Source organism: Collinsella sp. LCP21S3_A3 (genome assembly GCF_052118905.1).
Taxonomy (GTDB): Bacteria; Actinomycetota; Coriobacteriia; order Coriobacteriales; family Coriobacteriaceae; genus Collinsella.
Genome location: NZ_JBQKGH010000014.1, coordinates 12,153 through 29,584, shown reverse-complemented (window position 1 = coordinate 29,584; position 17,432 = coordinate 12,153). Strand labels below are relative to the sequence as shown.

General features: G+C 58.2%; 16 protein-coding genes. 9 read left to right on the top strand and 7 right to left on the bottom strand.

Going from position 1 to position 17,432, the window contains the following annotated elements; all coding sequences use genetic code 11:
- The first annotated feature begins 136 nt into the window (after nucleotides 1–136).
- The 4 genes from ACTQ0H_RS07475 (at nucleotide 137) to ACTQ0H_RS07460 (ending at nucleotide 3,213) form a co-directional block, all read left to right on the top strand.
- A complete protein-coding gene (locus tag ACTQ0H_RS07475) occupies nucleotides 137–658 on the top strand; it encodes a Rep family protein (protein WP_117743461.1) in 522 nt (173 codons plus the stop codon).
- A 63-nt stretch (nucleotides 659–721) separates the two neighbouring features.
- The gene (locus tag ACTQ0H_RS07470) at nucleotides 722–1,327 is read left to right on the top strand and encodes a hypothetical protein (protein ID WP_117734894.1); all 606 of its coding nucleotides are present in this window, start codon (nucleotides 722–724) and stop codon (nucleotides 1,325–1,327) included.
- A 72-nt stretch (nucleotides 1,328–1,399) separates the two neighbouring features.
- The gene (locus tag ACTQ0H_RS07465) at nucleotides 1,400–2,605 is read left to right on the top strand and encodes a site-specific integrase (RefSeq protein WP_199407132.1); all 1,206 of its coding nucleotides are present in this window, start codon (nucleotides 1,400–1,402) and stop codon (nucleotides 2,603–2,605) included.
- Between the two features lie 161 nt (nucleotides 2,606–2,766).
- Nucleotides 2,767–3,213, top strand: a complete 447-nt coding sequence (locus ACTQ0H_RS07460) for a low molecular weight protein-tyrosine-phosphatase (protein WP_117743459.1) — start codon at nucleotides 2,767–2,769, stop codon at nucleotides 3,211–3,213.
- Nucleotides 3,214–3,383: 170 nt separating this feature from the next.
- On the opposite strand, the gene ACTQ0H_RS07455 is transcribed toward ACTQ0H_RS07460, so the two are convergent.
- On the bottom strand, nucleotides 3,384–3,713 hold the full coding sequence (locus tag ACTQ0H_RS07455; protein ID WP_441048923.1) for a TIGR04076 family protein: 330 nt from the start codon (nucleotides 3,711–3,713) through the stop codon (nucleotides 3,384–3,386).
- Nucleotides 3,706–4,530 carry a PfkB family carbohydrate kinase gene (locus tag ACTQ0H_RS07450; protein WP_441548026.1) on the bottom strand — a complete coding sequence of 275 codons (825 nt, stop codon included), beginning with the start codon at nucleotides 4,528–4,530 and terminating at the stop codon, nucleotides 3,706–3,708. Before ACTQ0H_RS07450 ends, ACTQ0H_RS07455 begins: the two co-directional genes overlap by 8 nt.
- A gap of 675 nt (nucleotides 4,531–5,205) precedes the next feature.
- Here ACTQ0H_RS07450 and ACTQ0H_RS07445 point away from each other — a divergent pair.
- The 4 genes from ACTQ0H_RS07445 to ACTQ0H_RS07430 all read left to right on the top strand — a co-directional run bounded on the left by ACTQ0H_RS07445 (nucleotide 5,206) and on the right by ACTQ0H_RS07430 (nucleotide 12,053).
- Nucleotides 5,206–5,712 (top strand): MarR family winged helix-turn-helix transcriptional regulator, encoded by a 507-nt coding sequence (locus ACTQ0H_RS07445; protein WP_154518326.1) that lies wholly within the window; start codon nucleotides 5,206–5,208, stop codon nucleotides 5,710–5,712.
- Nucleotides 5,705–7,528: an ABC transporter ATP-binding protein gene (locus ACTQ0H_RS07440; protein WP_441548025.1), complete on the top strand. Its 1,824-nt coding sequence runs from the start codon at nucleotides 5,705–5,707 to the stop codon at nucleotides 7,526–7,528. The genes ACTQ0H_RS07445 and ACTQ0H_RS07440 overlap by 8 nt, the downstream gene beginning before the upstream one ends.
- Entirely contained in the window at nucleotides 7,521–9,440 is a 1,920-nt protein-coding gene (locus ACTQ0H_RS07435; protein ID WP_441548024.1) for an ABC transporter ATP-binding protein, read from the top strand. Before ACTQ0H_RS07440 ends, ACTQ0H_RS07435 begins: the two co-directional genes overlap by 8 nt.
- A gap of 465 nt (nucleotides 9,441–9,905) precedes the next feature.
- Nucleotides 9,906–12,053 (top strand): Tex family protein, encoded by a 2,148-nt coding sequence (locus ACTQ0H_RS07430; RefSeq protein WP_441548023.1) that lies wholly within the window; start codon nucleotides 9,906–9,908, stop codon nucleotides 12,051–12,053.
- Nucleotides 12,054–12,277: 224 nt separating this feature from the next.
- Here the strand turns inward: ACTQ0H_RS07430 and ACTQ0H_RS07425 are convergent, their stop codons facing one another.
- The 5 genes from ACTQ0H_RS07425 to ACTQ0H_RS07405 form a co-directional block, all read right to left on the bottom strand.
- Complete coding sequence (locus tag ACTQ0H_RS07425; protein ID WP_441548022.1) at nucleotides 12,278–12,982, bottom strand: transaldolase; 705 nt, start codon at nucleotides 12,980–12,982, stop codon at nucleotides 12,278–12,280.
- A 324-nt stretch (nucleotides 12,983–13,306) separates the two neighbouring features.
- Nucleotides 13,307–14,698, bottom strand: a complete 1,392-nt coding sequence (locus ACTQ0H_RS07420; RefSeq protein ID WP_089573144.1) for a PTS ascorbate transporter subunit IIC — start codon at nucleotides 14,696–14,698, stop codon at nucleotides 13,307–13,309.
- Nucleotides 14,699–14,769: 71 nt separating this feature from the next.
- Complete coding sequence (locus tag ACTQ0H_RS07415) at nucleotides 14,770–15,045, bottom strand: PTS sugar transporter subunit IIB (RefSeq protein WP_022094539.1); 276 nt, start codon at nucleotides 15,043–15,045, stop codon at nucleotides 14,770–14,772.
- 75 nt (nucleotides 15,046–15,120) lie between these two features.
- Nucleotides 15,121–15,567, bottom strand: coding sequence for a PTS sugar transporter subunit IIA (locus ACTQ0H_RS07410; protein ID WP_154517874.1), 447 nt, complete (start codon nucleotides 15,565–15,567; stop codon nucleotides 15,121–15,123).
- A gap of 9 nt (nucleotides 15,568–15,576) precedes the next feature.
- Complete coding sequence (locus ACTQ0H_RS07405) at nucleotides 15,577–16,287, bottom strand: transaldolase (protein ID WP_117564350.1); 711 nt, start codon at nucleotides 16,285–16,287, stop codon at nucleotides 15,577–15,579.
- A 348-nt stretch (nucleotides 16,288–16,635) separates the two neighbouring features.
- On the opposite strand from ACTQ0H_RS07405, the gene ACTQ0H_RS07400 reads away from it, so the two are divergent.
- Nucleotides 16,636–17,427 carry a DeoR/GlpR family DNA-binding transcription regulator gene (locus ACTQ0H_RS07400; RefSeq protein WP_195838607.1) on the top strand — a complete coding sequence of 264 codons (792 nt, stop codon included), beginning with the start codon at nucleotides 16,636–16,638 and terminating at the stop codon, nucleotides 17,425–17,427.
- The last annotated feature ends 5 nt before the right edge of the window (nucleotides 17,428–17,432 follow it).

Sequence of the window (17,432 nt, the reverse complement as noted above, 5' to 3'; positions counted from 1 at the left end):
GACCCCGTCGATTGTTCCATTACTTGAAATTCTGCTCATTTATGCGCCTTGGGGAGCTTGTTATCCCAAGGCGCACCCTCGGGCGCGTTCCAAAATCGTCCCGAAATAGCTCATTTACGAGAAAGGACTCGGAACCATGACCAATTCTCTGCCCATGAAGACCCGCGCGATGATGTACGAGCAGCAGCTCGATCACCTGCCCCGTCTTGTGGACGAAATGTACCGAAGAATCGAAACACTCGCCCCGAAGCGCTATGCGGGCATCGTGCACGACAGCGACACGACGGACGCGGGACGTCCGGCAGCCGCGCATCTTCACGTGATGATGGAGTTCCAGAATCCGCGCTCGCTCAATAGCATCGCGAAGCTCCTTGGAGATAAACCTGAGCGCATCGAGGCTTGGAAGGCAGGTGTGGAAAACGGTTTTTCCTACCTGTGCCACAGAACGGATGGCGCACGATCCAAGCATCAGTACGACCCCAAAATCGTGCGCTCCAATTTCGATTACCCAGCGCTACTTGCTTCTATTGAGTCGCGCGTTGCTCGAACGAGGTCCCATAGCAGCATCAAAGTCCTTCTCGATGACCTTCTCGAAGGTCGTATCGACAAGGAGTCCTTGATCTCTCAGCTCTCCGGATCCGAATATGCCCGGACATAGCGTCAGATCGAAGACGTTTATGCACGCCGCCTTCAGGTTCAGGCCCGGGAATGGCGGGGGTTGATGCTCAAGGGCGAAAGAAGGGTGGAATCAGTTTGGATCTTCGGGCCTGCTGGAACGGGGAAGTCCACCCTCGCAAAGCTCTATGCGAAGCGGAAGGGCGAACCGTTCTTCGTCTCTGGATCTACGAGAGACATCTTTCAGGGGTATGAGGGCAAGCACACGGTGATTCTTGACGAACTTCGTCCCTCATCCATCCCCTACGCCGACCTGCTTCGCATCACGGATCCCTATGCGATGGAGCATGAGGTGATGGCACCGTCCCGATATTCCGACAAAGCGATAGCCGCCGATCTCGTAATCGTCACGACGCCCTACAGCCCCTTGGAATTCTATGGAGAACAGATGCGCCGATCCGCGACTTATCGTCCGCAAAACGATGTCGACGGATTTGGTCAACTTGAGAGGCGCCTCTCCGTCGTTGCGGAGATGCAGACGAGGGAGATCTGTCTCTCTGAGTTTAGGCACGATCTCGACGGATACTGGCCGGTCGAAGGTTCCTCTCGTACAAACCCATATTCGAGTTATGCGCGAGGACTCGCCCCCTCGTCCTGCGCCAACGCTCTTTATAAAGAGCTTCTCGACACCGTTTCGCACTTGACAGCTTAACCAATCGGGCCCCGTGCGATAATCTTGAAATATCGCATCGGGGCTCTTTTCTGAACAGGAAGGAGCCTGCTAGTGACTGTGAGAAAAGACAGCAAAGGGCGAATCCTCAGACGCGGGGAAAGCCAGAGAAAAAACGGCCGTTACTGCTTCAAGTATGTGGATGCAAGAGGTAAAACGCGGAGCGTCTACTCGTGGACCTTGACAACTCATGATCTAACTCCGAAGGGGAAGAAAGCCAGTCCGTGCTTGCGCGCGTTGGAGCATGAGATCCAGCGCGATCTGCTTGATAAGGTCGCGCCGAACAATATGACAGTCTACGAACTCGCATCTCGTTACACTGAAACAAAGACTGCCGTGAAACAATCCACTCGAGCCGCCTACAAGACAATCCTCAATTTTCTTGCTACAGATGAATTCGGCTCGCGACGAATATGCGGTGTCACCTCCCTTGATGCCAAGGAATGGCTCATCAACCTGCAAAAAATCCACGGCAAGCGCTATAGCACAATCCATAGCATCCGTGGTGTTCTGAGACCGGCGTTTCAACTGGCAGAGGAGAACAGCCTGATTCGCCGAAATCCCTTCTATTTCGAGCTCGCAACGATACTGACAAACGACATGGTTACACGCAAGGCCTTGGCCACTAACCAAGAACGCAGATTTCTTGCTTTCGTGGAGGGCGATGAACACTTTCACCGCTATCGTGACGCCATCTACATCCTTCTAAATACGGGCCTGCGCATTTCTGAATTCTGCGGTCTTACCGTCGAAGACCTTGATTTCAAAAACGGAAGCATTCGGGTAAACAAGCAACTTCAGCGGACCAGCAACATGCGATACTACATCGAACGTCCCAAGACGGAGAGCGGGATCCGCTATGTTCCCATGACTCAAGCCGTGACAGAGTGTTTCAGGAGTATCCTTGCGCAACGTCTAAAGCCTTCGAGTGAGCCGGTCGTTGACGGTGTTAGCGGTTTTCTGTTTCTTGATAAAAACGAGATGCCGCGTGTTGCCCTGCACTGGGAGAAGTACTTCCACCACGCGATAGAGAAACATAATCGCATCTACAAGGATGAGCTTCCCAAAATCACACCACATGTCTGCCGACATACCTTCTGCTCGAAGATGGCACGCAGGGGAATGAACCCTGCGAAGCTAAAATGCATCATGGGCCACTCCGACATCAACGTGACTTTTAACACATACACCCATCTTGATTTCGACGACGTCAGAGAGGATATGCTGAAAATTGGATGCAAAGGACGGTCAACATTGTGACAACAAGTCGTAAACCCTCGTTCTTTACGACAATTCTTACGACGCTGGAAAGAAGAATAATCCGCTCATTTATGAATCAATTTGATATTCTGTCCTTGACGAGGGATCAAAAAGCAGTGCGATTATCTGCGAAAACTCTGATATTCGAGAGGTTTTAGCCAATGCGCAAAATCCTATTTGTCTGTCATGGGAACATCTGTCGCTCGACGATGGCTGAGTCGGTGTTTGCCGAGCTGGTGCGCCGTGCTGGGCGCGAGGCGGAGTTCGTCATTGATTCTGCCGCGACCTCGACCGAGGAGATTGGCAACCCTCCGCATCATGGCACCGTCGCCAAGCTGCGCGAGGTCGGGATTCCCGTCGTTGCGCACCGCGCGCGCCAGGTTCGTCGCGCGGAGTATGGTGACTGGGACCACATCGTCTATATGGATGCCGAGAACGCGCGCGGCCTGCGTCGCATCTTCGGCGACGATGCCGACGGCAAGATTTCGCGGCTGCTGGATTGGACCGATCGCCCCGGCGACGTCGCCGATCCCTGGTACACCGGCAACTTCGATGCCACCTACCGCGATGTGCTCGCCGGCTGCACGGCCATGCTCGAGCAACTGTAGGCGCCCGGGCGGCGCGGATGCGTGAGCCACGCCATCGGCATAAAATGAGCGTGGATAATCTCCCGCATACAAATTGAGCGTGGATAATCTCCCACTTTGAACGCAAAACGGCGCTCTAAACGGGAGATTATCCACGCTCATTATCTTGGTGGGAGAAAATCCACGCTCGATTACTCGTCGACGATCTCGGCAAGCCAGACGTTCAGCGTATCGACCTCGGGGCAGCAGAACTTTGCCGTGCCGGGCTCGTTGCCGGGCACAGTTCCGCCATAGCGCAGAATGTCGATATAGGGAAAGCCAACGTGACAGGCCATGGCGCACATCTTGCCGCGATCGCGGTCGAAGTCGAAGACGTCGCCCGGCTTGTGACCATGGTGGCAGCGGCACGTCCCCAGCTGGTCCACGCAGCTCACGCGGATACGCGGACGCTTGCCACGCGGCGCGCCGAGCGGCTTGTTCTCGCCCGCAGGCCTGATGTCGCCCTCGCCAGCATTACTCATGGTCAATCACATCCAAGCAGGCCTCGATGGGAAGACCGGCCGACTTGTCCTCTTGGTCGGCATTGCGCTCGATAAGCTCGGCCACCACACGCATGGCATCGGACGTCGCGCGCTGCAGACTCCAACCTGCCATAACGCGGCCGACGAGCACTGCCGAGAACGTATCGCCCGTGCCCGGGAAATAGACCGGAATGAACTCAAAGGGAATCGTAAAGTACTCCCCCGCTACATGGTCGTAACCGATAACCGCGTTCGTGCCATTGACCACGGTGCTCGTAATGACCACCGACTTGGCACCCAGCTCGCGCACGGCGTCCACAAGGGCGCGGGCCTCTTCGGGCGTAATTTGCTCGGCAATAGGCCTATCGGCAAGCAGGCACGCCTCGGTATAGTTGGGCACCGCGTAGTCTGCGCACTCCAGCAGGTGCCGCATAAGGCCAATCGTGGACTCGGGCACGCCCGCATAGAGCTTGCCGTTGTCGCCCATGATGGGGTCGACGAACACCTTGGTGCCCTTTTGCGCACGGCGGTGGCAAAAGTCCGAGATGATGCGCGTCTCTTCCTCGGTCACGATAAAGCCGGTCGAGATGGCGTCGAACTCAAAGCCGAGTTCTTCCCAGATGGCAAGACTCTGACGCACGTACTCCGTGGTGTCGTGGATGTAGAACTTGGGATAGTTGAGCGTATCGGACACAAGTGCCGTCGGCAGATTGTGGATACGGTAACCCATGTGCGACAGCACCGGCAGCATGGCGGAAAGCGCGACCTTGCCGTAGCCGCACATATCGTTGATCAGCAACAGCTGAGTGTTCTTCATGAGTGTCCCCCTTGGATCGGGCGCGGCGCAACGGCGCCACAGTGCAACTAAGTGTAGCGCAGGGAGCACGGCAGGCGGGCGCCGGCGCCGTGGAGGCCACATTGTTGCGGAAAGGTTTCGGAAACGAGGGGCTAGCTTGCTTCATTGCGGCTCATTTGCCGCCACTTATTCAGTGCCATTTCAAAACTATGCCGGATTACGGGGCTGAACCTGAATGAGCCAACCACACCCCTTATTTTCAAATCATAGCGAACCTTCTACCTGCGGTTTTCTTTTTACCAATTTCGGCATGGTCGGCAATCCGTCATTCAGCCCCGTAATCCGGCATAGTTTTTAAGTTAGTCGTTGGGGACGTTCTTAAACGACTAGTCAAACAAGAACGTCCCCAACGACTATCCCAACAAGGGCAACGCCGATGTTTTGGCGAAGTCAGCGAAAACCCGCCAGAGTGAGCAAGGTGCCTTGAAACGAGGCGGCATTGACCTTCTGGTCATGCCGCCGAAGTTGAAAGGCAGATTGCCGCTCTGGCGGGTTTGCAGCGTCGAGCCGTTACGCGGTTTGGTAAAACCGCGTAACCACTAGTTTGGTACCTTGACTTTGATTTCTCACGCTCCTAAATTGGTTAGGCACAAAACAATTCCACTACCTAACTAAAGAAAGGAGCAGCACTAATTTATGTGCGATGAACCTCTTAGCCTTTGTTCGCACGAGCCCGGCGGCGACCCGTCACAGCCGGCGGATGTATCCGAAGCGGTTAGCTCGGAAGACAAGCTTGCCAAGCGCATCCTCAATAACCTGGGCTTTTGCGGCCATTACATGCATTTTCATGGCGGAGGCGTGTCCGGCAAGGCGCCCATCATCTGCCTACTGGCCAAGCAGCCCGGCGGCGAGATGTCGCAGCAGGAACTCGGCATGCACTTCGGCCTCAAGCCGGGGTCGCTTTCCGAGATCCTGTCCAAGCTCGAGCTCAACGGCCTCATTGAGCGCAGCCGTAACCCCAAGGATCGACGGCAACTCACCATTCGCCTGACCGAAACCGGCCGGGAAAACGCCCGCATCGACCAGGCGGCCCGCATCCGCTTTAGAGAACGGGCCTTTAGCGCGCTCACCCACGACGAGCGCGAGCAGCTCGCCGAAATGCTCGATAAAATCCGCAAAACCTGGGAGGAACTGGATGATTAAAACCCTCATGGGCAGCATCCGCGATTACATGAAGGTCACGATCGCTACGCCGCTGCTGGTGCTTGGCGAGGTAATCTGCCAGATGATGATCCCGTTTATCACCGCCGACATGATCGACGCCATCAAGGACGGCACCGCCGTTACCGAGATGCTGCCCACCGCCGGCCTTCTCGTACTCATCGCGCTGACGTCACTCGCCTTTGGCGCCGCCGCGGGCATCACCTGCAGCCATGCCAGCTGCGGCTTTGCCAAGAACCTGCGTCGCGACCTGTTCTACAAGATCCAGACGTTCAGCTTCGCCAACATCGACGAGTTCTCGACCTCCTCGCTCGTCACGCGCCTCACCACCGACATCAACAACGTGCAGCAGGCCTTTATGATGCTCATCCGCATCGCCGTGCGCTCGCCGCTGGTGCTGGTCTTTGCCTTTACCATGGCATACGCCATGGGCGGCAGCGTCGCCATGGTCTACCTGGTCATCATTCCGCTGCTGGGCTTTGGCCTGTTCTTTATCATCTATAAGGTGCGCCCGATCTTTACCCGCGTGTTCCGCAAGTACGACGCGCTCAACGAATCGGTCGAGGAAAACGTCACCGGCATGCGCGTGGTCAAGAGCTACGTGCGCGAAGACTTTGAGAAGGAGAAGTTCGCCACCGCCGCGCGCGACGTCCAGATGGACTTCACCCGCGCCGAGAAGTTGCTCGCCTTCAACAACCCCATGATGAACATCTGCGTCAACGGCGCGTTCGTCGTCATCATCTACCTGGGCTCCAAGCTCATCATCACGAGCCAGGGCACCCTGTTCGATGTGGGCCAGCTCTCCTCCATCTTTACCTACGGCTTCCAGATTCTGATGAGCCTAATGCAGCTGTCGATGATCTTTGTCATGGTGACCATGGCAGATGAGTCGGCGCACCGAATTACCGAGGTGCTGGCCGCCGAGCCCACGATCGCTAACCCGACCGAGCCCGTGCACGAGGTTGCCGACGGCTCCATCGACTTCGATCACGTGAGCTTTAAGTATTCCGAGCATGCCCGCCGCCAGGCGCTCGACGATATCGACCTGCATATTAAGAGCGGCGAGACCATCGGCATTATCGGTGGCACCGGCTCGGCCAAGTCGACGCTCGTGAACCTGATCGCCCGTCTGTACGATGTCACGGGGGGCACCGTGCGCGTCGGCGGCGTGGACGTGCGCGACTACGACCTGGACGCGCTGCGCCACCAGGTAGCCATGGTCCTGCAGAAAAACGTGCTGTTTAGCGGCACCATCGCCGAGAACCTGCGCTGGGGCGACCCGAACGCCACCGACGAGGAAGTCCGCGAGGCCGCACATCTGGCCTGCGCCGACGAGTTTGTCGACGGCTTCCCCAAGGGCTACGACACCTGGATCGAGCAGGGCGGCTCCAACGTTTCCGGCGGCCAGAAGCAGCGCCTGTGCATCGCGCGTGCCCTGCTGCGTCGCCCCAAGATCTTGATCCTGGACGACTCCACGAGCGCCGTCGACACCAAGACCGACGCCAAGATCCGCGAGGGCCTGGCGAGCTACCTGCCCAACACGACCAAGCTCATCATCGCCCAGCGCATCAGCTCCGTTCAGGACGCCGACCGCATCATCGTCATGGAGGGCGGCCGCATCAAGGACATCGGCAACCACGATGAGCTGCTCAAGACGAGCGAGATCTACCGCGAGACCTTTACCTCGCAAAATAAGATGAGTGCCGAAGGCGAGGACGCGGTCGAGACCGCCGCAGCCGACACCGAGGCATCCGCACCGCAAGCTCAGACTCAGGAAGGAGGCGAGGCACATGAGTAAGGCCGCTACCGCCGAGCGCGCGCGCAACCGCAAGGGCGGCACCATGACGCGCCTGATCAAGATGCTCTTTGGCTTCTACCCGGTGCTTTTGCCCCTCGTCGTCGCCGGCGTTGTGCTCTGCGCCATCATCAACTCCATCGGCGCGACGTTTCTCCAGAGCGCGCTGCAGGTCATTAGCGAATCGTGGCAGTCGGGCGACTGGACGGCCGCGCAGCCCAAGATTCTGAAGCTCGTGACCACCCTCGGCTGCATCTACGCCGTGGGCGTCGCCTCCTCGCTCTTCTGGAACCGCGCCATGGCCGTCATCACGCAGGGCTCGCTCGAGAAGCTGCGCGAAAAGATGTTCAACCGCATGCAGGTCCTGCCGATTCGCTACTTCGACACGCACCAGCGCGGCGACATCATGAGCCACTACACCAACGACATCGACACGCTGCGTCAGATGATCAGCCAGTCGCTGCCCAACCTGCTCATGACGATCATCGTCATCGTCACGGTGTTCTTTATCATGCTGTATTACAGCGTGTGGATGTGCCTGGTCATCATTGCCGGCGTCGCCTTTATGACCTTTATGACCAAGCTGCTCGGCTCCAACTCCGCGCGCTTCTTTATCGCGCAGCAGACCGAGCTCGGCGTGGTCGAGGGCCATATCGAGGAAGTCATGAACGGCCAGAAAGTCGTCAAGGCGTTCTGTCACGAGTCCGCTGCCGAGGCCGATTTTGACGAGCGCAACGAGAAGCTCTTCGAGGTCTCGCAGAAGGCCAACATGTACGCCAACATCCTCATGCCGATCCTCGGGAACCTGGGCGACTTGCTCTACGTGCTGGTCGCGCTGACCGGCGGCATCTTCCTGGCGCTGGGCGTGCCCAACCTGAGCCTCTCGGGCATGGCGCTCTCCATCGCCGTCGTAGTGCCGTTCCTCAACATGACCAAGCAGTTCTGCGGACAGATCGGTCAGATCTCGCAGCAGATCAACGCCGTGGTCATGGGTCTCGCCGGCGCCGACCGCATCTTTGAGCTCATCGACGAGAAGCCCGAGACCGACGAAGGCTACGTGACGCTCGTCAACGCGCAGGTGAACCCCGAGACCTGGCAGCTCGAGGAGGCCGACCACCACACCGGCATGTGGGCATGGAAACACCCGCACCGTGCAACCGGCGAGATCGAGTACGTACCGCTGCGCGGCGACCTGGTCATGGACAACGTCGACTTTGGCTACACGCCCGACCACGAGGTGCTGCACGGCGTGTCCGTGTTTGCCAAGCCGGGCCAGAAGGTAGCGTTTGTCGGCGCCACCGGCGCGGGCAAGACGACCATCACCAACCTCATCAACCGCTTCTATGACATCGCCGACGGCAAGATCCGCTACGACGGCATCAACGTCAACAAGATTCGCAAGTCCGACCTGCGTCGCTCGCTGGGCGTGGTGCTGCAGGACGTGAACCTGTTCACCGGCACTGCGATGGACAACATCCGCTACGGCAACCTGGACGCCACCGACGAGGAGTGCATCGCGGCGGCCAAGCTCGCGGGCGCCGACGACTTTATCACCCGCCTGCCCGACGGCTACGACACCATGCTCACCGGCAACGGCGCCCAGCTGTCGCAGGGCCAGCGCCAGCTGATTTCGATCGCACGCGCCGCCGTCGCCGATCCGCCGGCAATGATTCTGGACGAGGCCACGTCGAGCATCGACACCCGCACCGAGGCCATCGTGCAAGCAGGCATGGATAAGCTCATGGAGGGCCGCACGACGTTTGTCATCGCGCACCGCCTGTCCACCGTGCGCAACGCCGACGCAATCATCTGCCTGGATCACGGTCGCATCATCGAGCGTGGCAACCACGACGAGCTGATCGCCAAGCGCGGATATTACTACCAGCTCTATACCGGAGCGTTTGAGCTGGAGTAGGTAGGTTTGTTTCACGGAGGACCCCCAGGCGGGCCGGGGTGTAACCTCCGTGCTCAAACATTCTCGCTTCGCTGCGAAACTGCGCGCGGAGCAAACACCCCCGTCTCCCTCGGGGAGCGCCTGCGCACACGGTCTTTTCTCGCAGCCTGAAAAGAAGTGGTGAGGCCCTGGCCGTTTGGCCAGGGCCTCGTTTTGTAAGGATGATTTGGGAGGTGGTGGAGGAACAGTCTTTTTGGGACGGGGCTAAATTAGCTGGTTCTCCATCCCAATATCGATGAATCAACAAATCGCAACTGAGCCCTAATCCAAAAACAGCTAATTTAGCCCCGTCCCAAAAAGACTGGTCAAGCTAACGGAACACCGTAGCTAAAAAAGCCCCGTCCCAAAAAGACTGCTTTGGCAGAACGTCGGGTGGTATCCTTGGTAGCCCTGTGCTGCAAACGCACCTTAAACGCAAGGAGTCCCATGGATCTTATCGCCCAGCTCGCCCGCGAGCTCAACCTTAAGGCCACCAACATCGAGGCAGCCGTCAAGCTCATCGACGAGGGCAACACCATCCCCTTTATTTCGCGCTACCGCAAGGAAGCCACGGGCGGCATGGACGACGTCGCCCTGCGCGCACTCGACGAGCGCCTGTCCTACCTGCGCAATCTTGAGCAGCGCAAAGAGGACGTCATCCTGCTCATCGACGCCCAGGGCAAACTCACGCCCACACTCGAGCAGCAGATTCGCGAGGCCACGCAGCTCCAGCGTGTCGAGGACCTCTACAAGCCCTACCGCAAAAAGCGCATGACTCGCGCGCAGAAGGCCCGCGAGGCAGGCCTTGAGCCGCTCGCCAACATGATCATCATGCAGGCCTCGGCCAAGGGCAGTGCACTCGATGCCGCCGCGGCATACGTCAACGAGGAGGCCGGCTTCGACACGCCCGAAAAGGCGCTTGCCGGCGCGGCGGACATCGTGGCCGAGACGGTGGCCGAGGACCCCGAGAACGTCGCCGACCTGCGCGCCTTTACGCAGAACACCGCCGACATCGTCGTCGAGGCCACCGACCCCACCGAGAAGACTCCCTACGAGCCGTACTACAGCTATGACGAGCCGCTGCGCCGTATTCCCAACCACCGCGTGCTGGCTATCGACCGCGGTGAGCGCGAGGGCAAGCTCCGCGTGCGCGTGAACGTCGACGGCACTGCCGCCACGGCGCGCCTCGGCAGCCGTTGGCCCCGACGCCAGGGCGTGTTTGCGCCCGTCTTTGATGCCGCCATCGCCGACGGTTACAAGCGCCTCATGGCCCCCTCGCTGGAGCGCGAGGCCCGCGCCAAGCTCACCGTCCGCGCGCAGACCGAGGCCATCAACGTCTTTGCCAAGAATCTCGAGGGCCTGCTCTCGGCACGCCCCGTGCGCGGCGCCCGTGTGCTCGCACTCGATCCGGGCTACCGTACCGGCTGCAAGGTCGCCGTCATGGACGAGACCGGCAAGCTACTCGACCACGGCGTGGTCTACCCCACCAAGCCGCGCCACGACGTCGCCGGCACCAAGCGTGAGCTCGCCCGCCTCGTCAAGAAGGACGGCGTCAACACCATCGTCATCGGCAACGGCACCGCCAGCCGCGAGACCGAGGAAGTCGTCTCGGAGTTCATCGCCGAGCAGGCGCCTGGACTGCGATACACCATCGTCAACGAGGCCGGCGCATCGGTGTACTCCGCCTCCGAGCTCGCCAGTCAGGAATATCCCGACCTGGACGTCACCGTGCGCGGCGCCATGAGCCTGGGCCGTCGCCTGCAGGACCCGCTGGCAGAGCTCGTCAAGATTCCACCCCAGTCCATCGGCGTTGGCCAGTACCAGCACGACCTTGACCAGACCGAGCTTTCGCGCACCCTGGGACATGTGGTGGAGGACGTCGTCAACCGCGTGGGCGTCGACGTAAACACCGCAAGTGCGAGCCTGCTGGGATACGTATCGGGCATCACGCCGAGCGTAGCCAAAAACATCGTGGCCTACCGCGAGGAGAACGGCGCCTTTACCGATCGCCGGCAGCTTAAGAAGGTCCCCAAGCTGGGACCCAAGGCATATCTCAACGCCGCGGGCTTCCTGCGCATCAGCGGCGGTAAGAACCCGCTCGATGCGACGAGCGTCCACCCCGAAAGCTACGAGGTGGCCACGGCCGTCCTGGAGCGTGCGGGTGTGGCGGCAAGCGAGCTCAGCCGCGGCGGCGTGCCCGACATCGAGCGACGCATCGGCAGCATCTCGGCGCTGGCAAGCGACCTGGACTGCGGCACCCTCACGCTCATCGACATCGTCAACGAGCTCAAGAAGCCCGGCCGAGACCCGCGCGACGACGCGCCCGAGGTGGTCTTTAGCCGCTCAGCACTTTCCATCGACGACCTGGAACCCGGCATGGAACTCAAGGGCACGGTGCGCAACGTTGTGGACTTTGGCGCCTTCGTCGACGTGGGTGTGCACCAGGACGGCCTCGTGCATATCTCCAAGCTGGCCAACCGCTTCGTCAAGCACCCCAGCGACGTGGTGCGCGTCGGCGACACGGTCAAGGTGTGGGTCGAAAAGGTCGATCGCGACCGCAAGAAGATCTCGCTCACCATGGTTCAGGGTAAATAGCCGCCAAAGCGGACGTCCCCCTCTTCGCGGCGTGCAAAATTGCGAGTATTCAGCATCTCCCGATAGCCCCGCGGCGCTTCAGAGGGCCATAAAAGCAAAAACGGCCCCCGTTTTGGCGTTTTAGGGCCAAAACGGGGGCCGTTCCGCGCTTCAACCAGCTGGTAAAAGTCTTTACCATGCTGAAAACTCGCGATTTTGCACGTCGCCGCAGGGGGTACCCTTGCTTAGGGCAGAATATGGAAACCCAAAGCGGCGATATCCTTGGCAAAACCGCGTACGGTATCGAGCGAGACCTCGTACGGGTCACGGCCGATGTTCTTGCGCTTGGCCAGGATGCTATTTGGCACCGTGATGATCTGGCAACCGCAGGCCTCGGCCTGATAAATGTTGATGAGCTCGCGCGTGGACGCCCACAGGACCTCACAGTTGGGCTTGGCGGCGGCCTTCTTGACTGACTCCGTCATAAACGGAATGGGATCGACGCCGGTATCGGCAATACGGCCGGCAAAGAGCGAAATGATGGACGGCGTTTCGGCGTCAACGGCCTCGACCATCTCATCGACCTGCGTAGGCGTAAAGATAGTGGTGACGTTGACCTTGATGCCGTCGGTCGAAAGCTTGCGCACCAGCTCGGCGGTGGACTCGCCCTTGGTGGTCACACACGGGATCTTGACGTAGACGTTCTCGGCCCAGGTAGCAATCTCGCGCGCCTCGACCTCCATGGTCTCGACGTCGTCGGCAAAGACCTCAAACGAGACGGACACATCGGTGATGTGGGCCAGAACCTCCTTGGCAAACGCGCGGTAATCCGTCACGCCACCCTTCTTCATAAGGGACGGGTTGGTCGTGAAACCCTGAACGTTGCCGTTCTCGTACATGTCGAGCATGCCCTCGAGGTTTGCACCGTCAGCGAACACCTTGATTGCCATCTGCCTGATTCCTTTCGTTTGCATACGGCCGATAAACTGCTAAACACTTTACCTACGTTTATCAAGGCGTAAGCTGCGGTTTTTTATCTTCTCGGCGAACGGTTTTGCAGATTTACCATTTTTATATCGACATTCCAGCGGCAAAACGTTTTTGCCAATCATCGCGGTTGATTCCATTGGCGACTCAGAGACAGCGCTTCACCGGCGCGTTTTCACAACCGCTCCAAAACAAAAAGCGGCGACGCCTCATTTGAGACGTCACCGCTTCCGTGTAGGAGCCGGTTATCGGAGCTCCGCCCGATTAGGGCCTAACGTATGCCTAGATTACTCTTCCTCAACGTGATTGATCACAGCACCCTTGGTGTGGATGAAGTTGGGGACGAAGGCGACGACCAAAAGGACAGCGAGAATCGCGTAGACACCGGTGGTACCGAAAGCCTCGGCAGCGCGGCCGAGCGTAATACCAATGACGGAGAAGTCGAAGTCGCCGAACGTAGTGTTCTTGAAGCCAAAGACGTCAAGAACGGGCAGGAGCAGGGCCGGGGCAAAGGTGATGAGCAGGCCGTTGACGAAAGCGCCAAGAGCTGCGCCCTTGCGACCGCCGGTAGCATTGCCGTAGATACCGGCGGTAGCACCGCAGAAGAAGTGGGGAACCATGCCCGGGATGATGAAGATGCCCAGGGTAGCGCCCACGATGAACATACCGACAACGCCACCGATAAAGGAAGCGACAAAGCCGAGGATGACGGCGGTGGGAGCATAGGGGAAGAAGACAGCGCAGTCGACGGCGGGGATGGCACCGGGGATCAGCTTGTTGGAGATGCCCTGGAAAGCCGGGACCAGGTCGGCGAGAATCATACGGACGCCGTTGTAGACGATAGTGACACCGACGGCGAAGGACAGGGCACAAGTCAGGGCATAGACGATCACATTGTCGCCGCCAGCGGTCTTGGTAACGACCGCAGGATCTGCGATGTAAGCGGCAAAAGCGGTAACCAGGTAGAAGAAAGCCATGGTAAGAGCCGTGGAGATGGTGGTGTCGCGCAGGAAGGCAAACTTCTCGGGAACCTCGATCTTCTCGGTGCTGTTCTCCTCGGCGTCCTTAGCAAAAAGCGTACCGACTGCAGCGGAGATGTAATAGGCGAGTGAACCGAAGTGGCCCATGGCGATTTCATCGCCATCGGTAACCTTCTCGGTGAAACGCTGACCAACGGCGGGAAGCATAGCGCTCACGAGGCCCAGGAACATGCCGCCCACGATGACAAGCTGGACATCCTGGAAGCCAGATGCCTGCAGAACGGCAGACAGCAGGCAAGCCATAAACATGCTGTGATGGCCCGTCAGGAAGATGTACTTAAACTTGGTAAAGCGGGCAATGATAATGTTCACGACGTAGCCGAGAATCAGGATCATCATGGTCTGAACGCCAAGGACGCTCTGAGCCATCGAAACGACAACCTCGTTGTTGGGCACGACGCCGGTGATGTGGAAACCGGTCTCGATGAAGGTACCCAGCGGGGCAAGGTTCTCCTGAACAACAGCGGCGCCGGCAGACAGCATGATGTAACCAAGAATGGGCTTCAGGGTTCCCGTCATCACCTTGTGGGCAGGGCGCTTGAGCGCAACAAGGCCCACAAAGGCAAACAGACCCATGATCCACGCTGGCTTGGTCAGAATCGATTGGATAAACTCAAGTATGGGAAGGATGGCTTGCATCTGCGCTTCCTTTCTCTCTAACGTGGGCGCGTTTCCCTCTTCCACAGGGAACCGCCCTTTTTTATGCCGCTTTAGGCGTTAGCAGCGGCCGCCTTGATTGCCTCAAGGGCGTCTTCGCGGATCTTCTTCTTGTTCACATAGCTGCGAACGATCACAACGTTGCCGTGGAGCTCGGGGGCGAGCTCCTTAACGGTGATGAACAGATCCGGATTTGCGGAAGAAGCACCGTTCAGGTCCATAGACTCAACGTCGGCCTTGATGCCCTCCTCCTCGCAAAGCTCCTCGACTTTGCCAGCGAGCATCAGGCTAGACCCGATGCCGTTTCCGCATACGGTGATGATATGCATGGCAACCTTCCTCTCCTACACGTGACGGTTTTCCGTCTATCCAAAAGCGGCGACGCATCGCCGTGCCATTAAGGCCTAAAAGAATGAACGCATGGTCTCCAAAACCTGCTCGGGCGTATCGCATGCGCTGAGCTTGGCAACGCAGTCCTCGTCCTCGAACATCTGCGAAAGCTCCGCCAAGCAGCCAAGATGAGCCTTGGGGTCGGGTGCGCAAATACCCACGAGCACGTGAACCGGATCGAAATCCTCATGTCCAAATGCAACGGCAGGGTCAAGCGTGACAATGCAGATGCCGGCCTCGCTCACATTGCCATCGGCCTGAGCGTGAGGCATGGCAATGCCCTCTTCCAAGACCATATAGGGACCGAATTTGTGAACCGACGAAATCATGGCGTCAACATAGCTCTGGTCGCATTTGCCGGCGTCAACGAGCAGCTTACCGCACGCCTTGATCGCTTCCTCCCAATCGGAGGCCTCGACGTGGCAGGCAACAAGCTCGGGCTTAAGAAGATCGGTCAGCATGCTCGCCCCCTACTCCTCGGGCAGGATATGGAAACCAAGTGCCTGAATGTCGCGGGCGAAGCCCTTGACCGTATCAAGCGAGTACTCGAGTAAATCTTTTCCGAAATTCTTGCGCTTGGCAAGAAGGGCATTGGGAACCGTAATGATCTGGCAGCCAACGGACTCCGCCTGGAAGATATTGAGGACCTCGCGCGTAGACGCCCAAAGAACCTCGGCAGCAGGCTTGACGGCAGCCTTCTTTACGGACTCCGCCATGAGGGGCAGCGGATCGACGCCGGTATCGGCAATGCGACCGGCAAAGATGGACAGAATAGAGGGGGTCTCGGCAGAGACGGCATCGACAAACTCGTCGACCTGCTCGGGCGTGAAGATGGTAGTGACATTCACCTTGATACCGTCGGCAGAAAGGCGCTTGACCAGCGCGGCGGTGGACTCGCCCTTGGTGTTGAGTGCCGGGATCTTAACGTAGACGTTGTCTGCCCAGGTTGCAATCTCGCGGGCCTCGGCTTCCATACCCGCCTCGTCGTCGGCAAATACCTCAAAAGAGACCGACACATCGGTGATGTGCTCAAGAACCGTCTTGGCAAAAGCGCGGTAGTCAGTCACGCCACCGGCCTTCATAAGGGAAGGATTGGTCGTGAAACCCTGAACGTTACCATTGTCATGCATGTCAAGCATGCCTTCGAGGTTAGCGCCGTCGGCAAACACCTTGATCGCCATGTTCGGTCCTTTCTCATCTAGCACTATTGCTATCGAAAGCCTTCTTCTTTGTTTCAAAAGCTTTTCGGTTTTCTTTTATAAACCATTTCAAAAGCTATCGAAAGCTCAATTGTCATCTTTCCGTGAACGGTCGAATATCGGGTGTGAACGTACTTCTTTTGGTCGGCACCTTCAGAACAAGACCCTCTACACGCTATTTAAGTGCAAACTATCTGCTACGCATGCATTTGGGACATGCCATTCCGTTCATTTGATTCATTCGATTTTGCCTTGTCCTTTTCATATCGATACGTTATATTTCGATTACGAAAGGCGTATCTTTTGCCTTTCGTTCAAAAGGAGCGGCATATGGCATCTACTTCAGACCTTTCACCGGCCGAGCGTCAGCGATTTATTATGAACTGGCTGGCCGAAAAGCCAAATATCTCGGTATCCGACATCGTTCGCCGTTTTTCGGTTTCGGAAGTCACCGCACGACACGACCTCGTCTCGCTGGAATCCGAAGGCAAGCTGCGTCGCGTACGCGGCGGAGCGGTATCGCTTTCTCGCTCCAACGCAATCTCGTATCCCGAGGAGCGCATCAATGTCCAAGTCGAGGCCAAAGAGGCCATCGCCGCAACCGCGGCAACTCTTGTTGATGATGGCGATGTTCTGGTAATTGATATCGGCACCACAGGCTTTTACTTCGCTAAGGCCCTCATGGACAAGCGTGAGATCACCATTATCACCGGCGATCTTGCAATCGCGAACTATGCCAGCTTTAATCTCCCCAATGCTTCGGTAGTGCTGCTGGGCGGCTCCGTGCGCAAGGGCCACCTCTATCTCGCGGGCGCACTAACGCTCGACTGCATGAGCAAACTCCATGCCGACAAGGCGTTTGTCAGTGCCGACGGATTCCACCCCGACCACGGTTTTACCGTCGAGCACGACTTCTCAGCCATGATCAAGCATATGTACCTGACCAACTCAAACCAGAGTTACATGATGGTTGACCAGGGAAAGTTCAACAAGACCAGTTTTTATCAGTCCGCGCAGATCGATGACCTCGATGGCATCATCGTTGATGGAGACGACGAGGGTATCATGACGGCGGCGATCGAGAGCAGTCGCAGCCATCCCAAGCTCTATATTGCAAAATAGCTCAA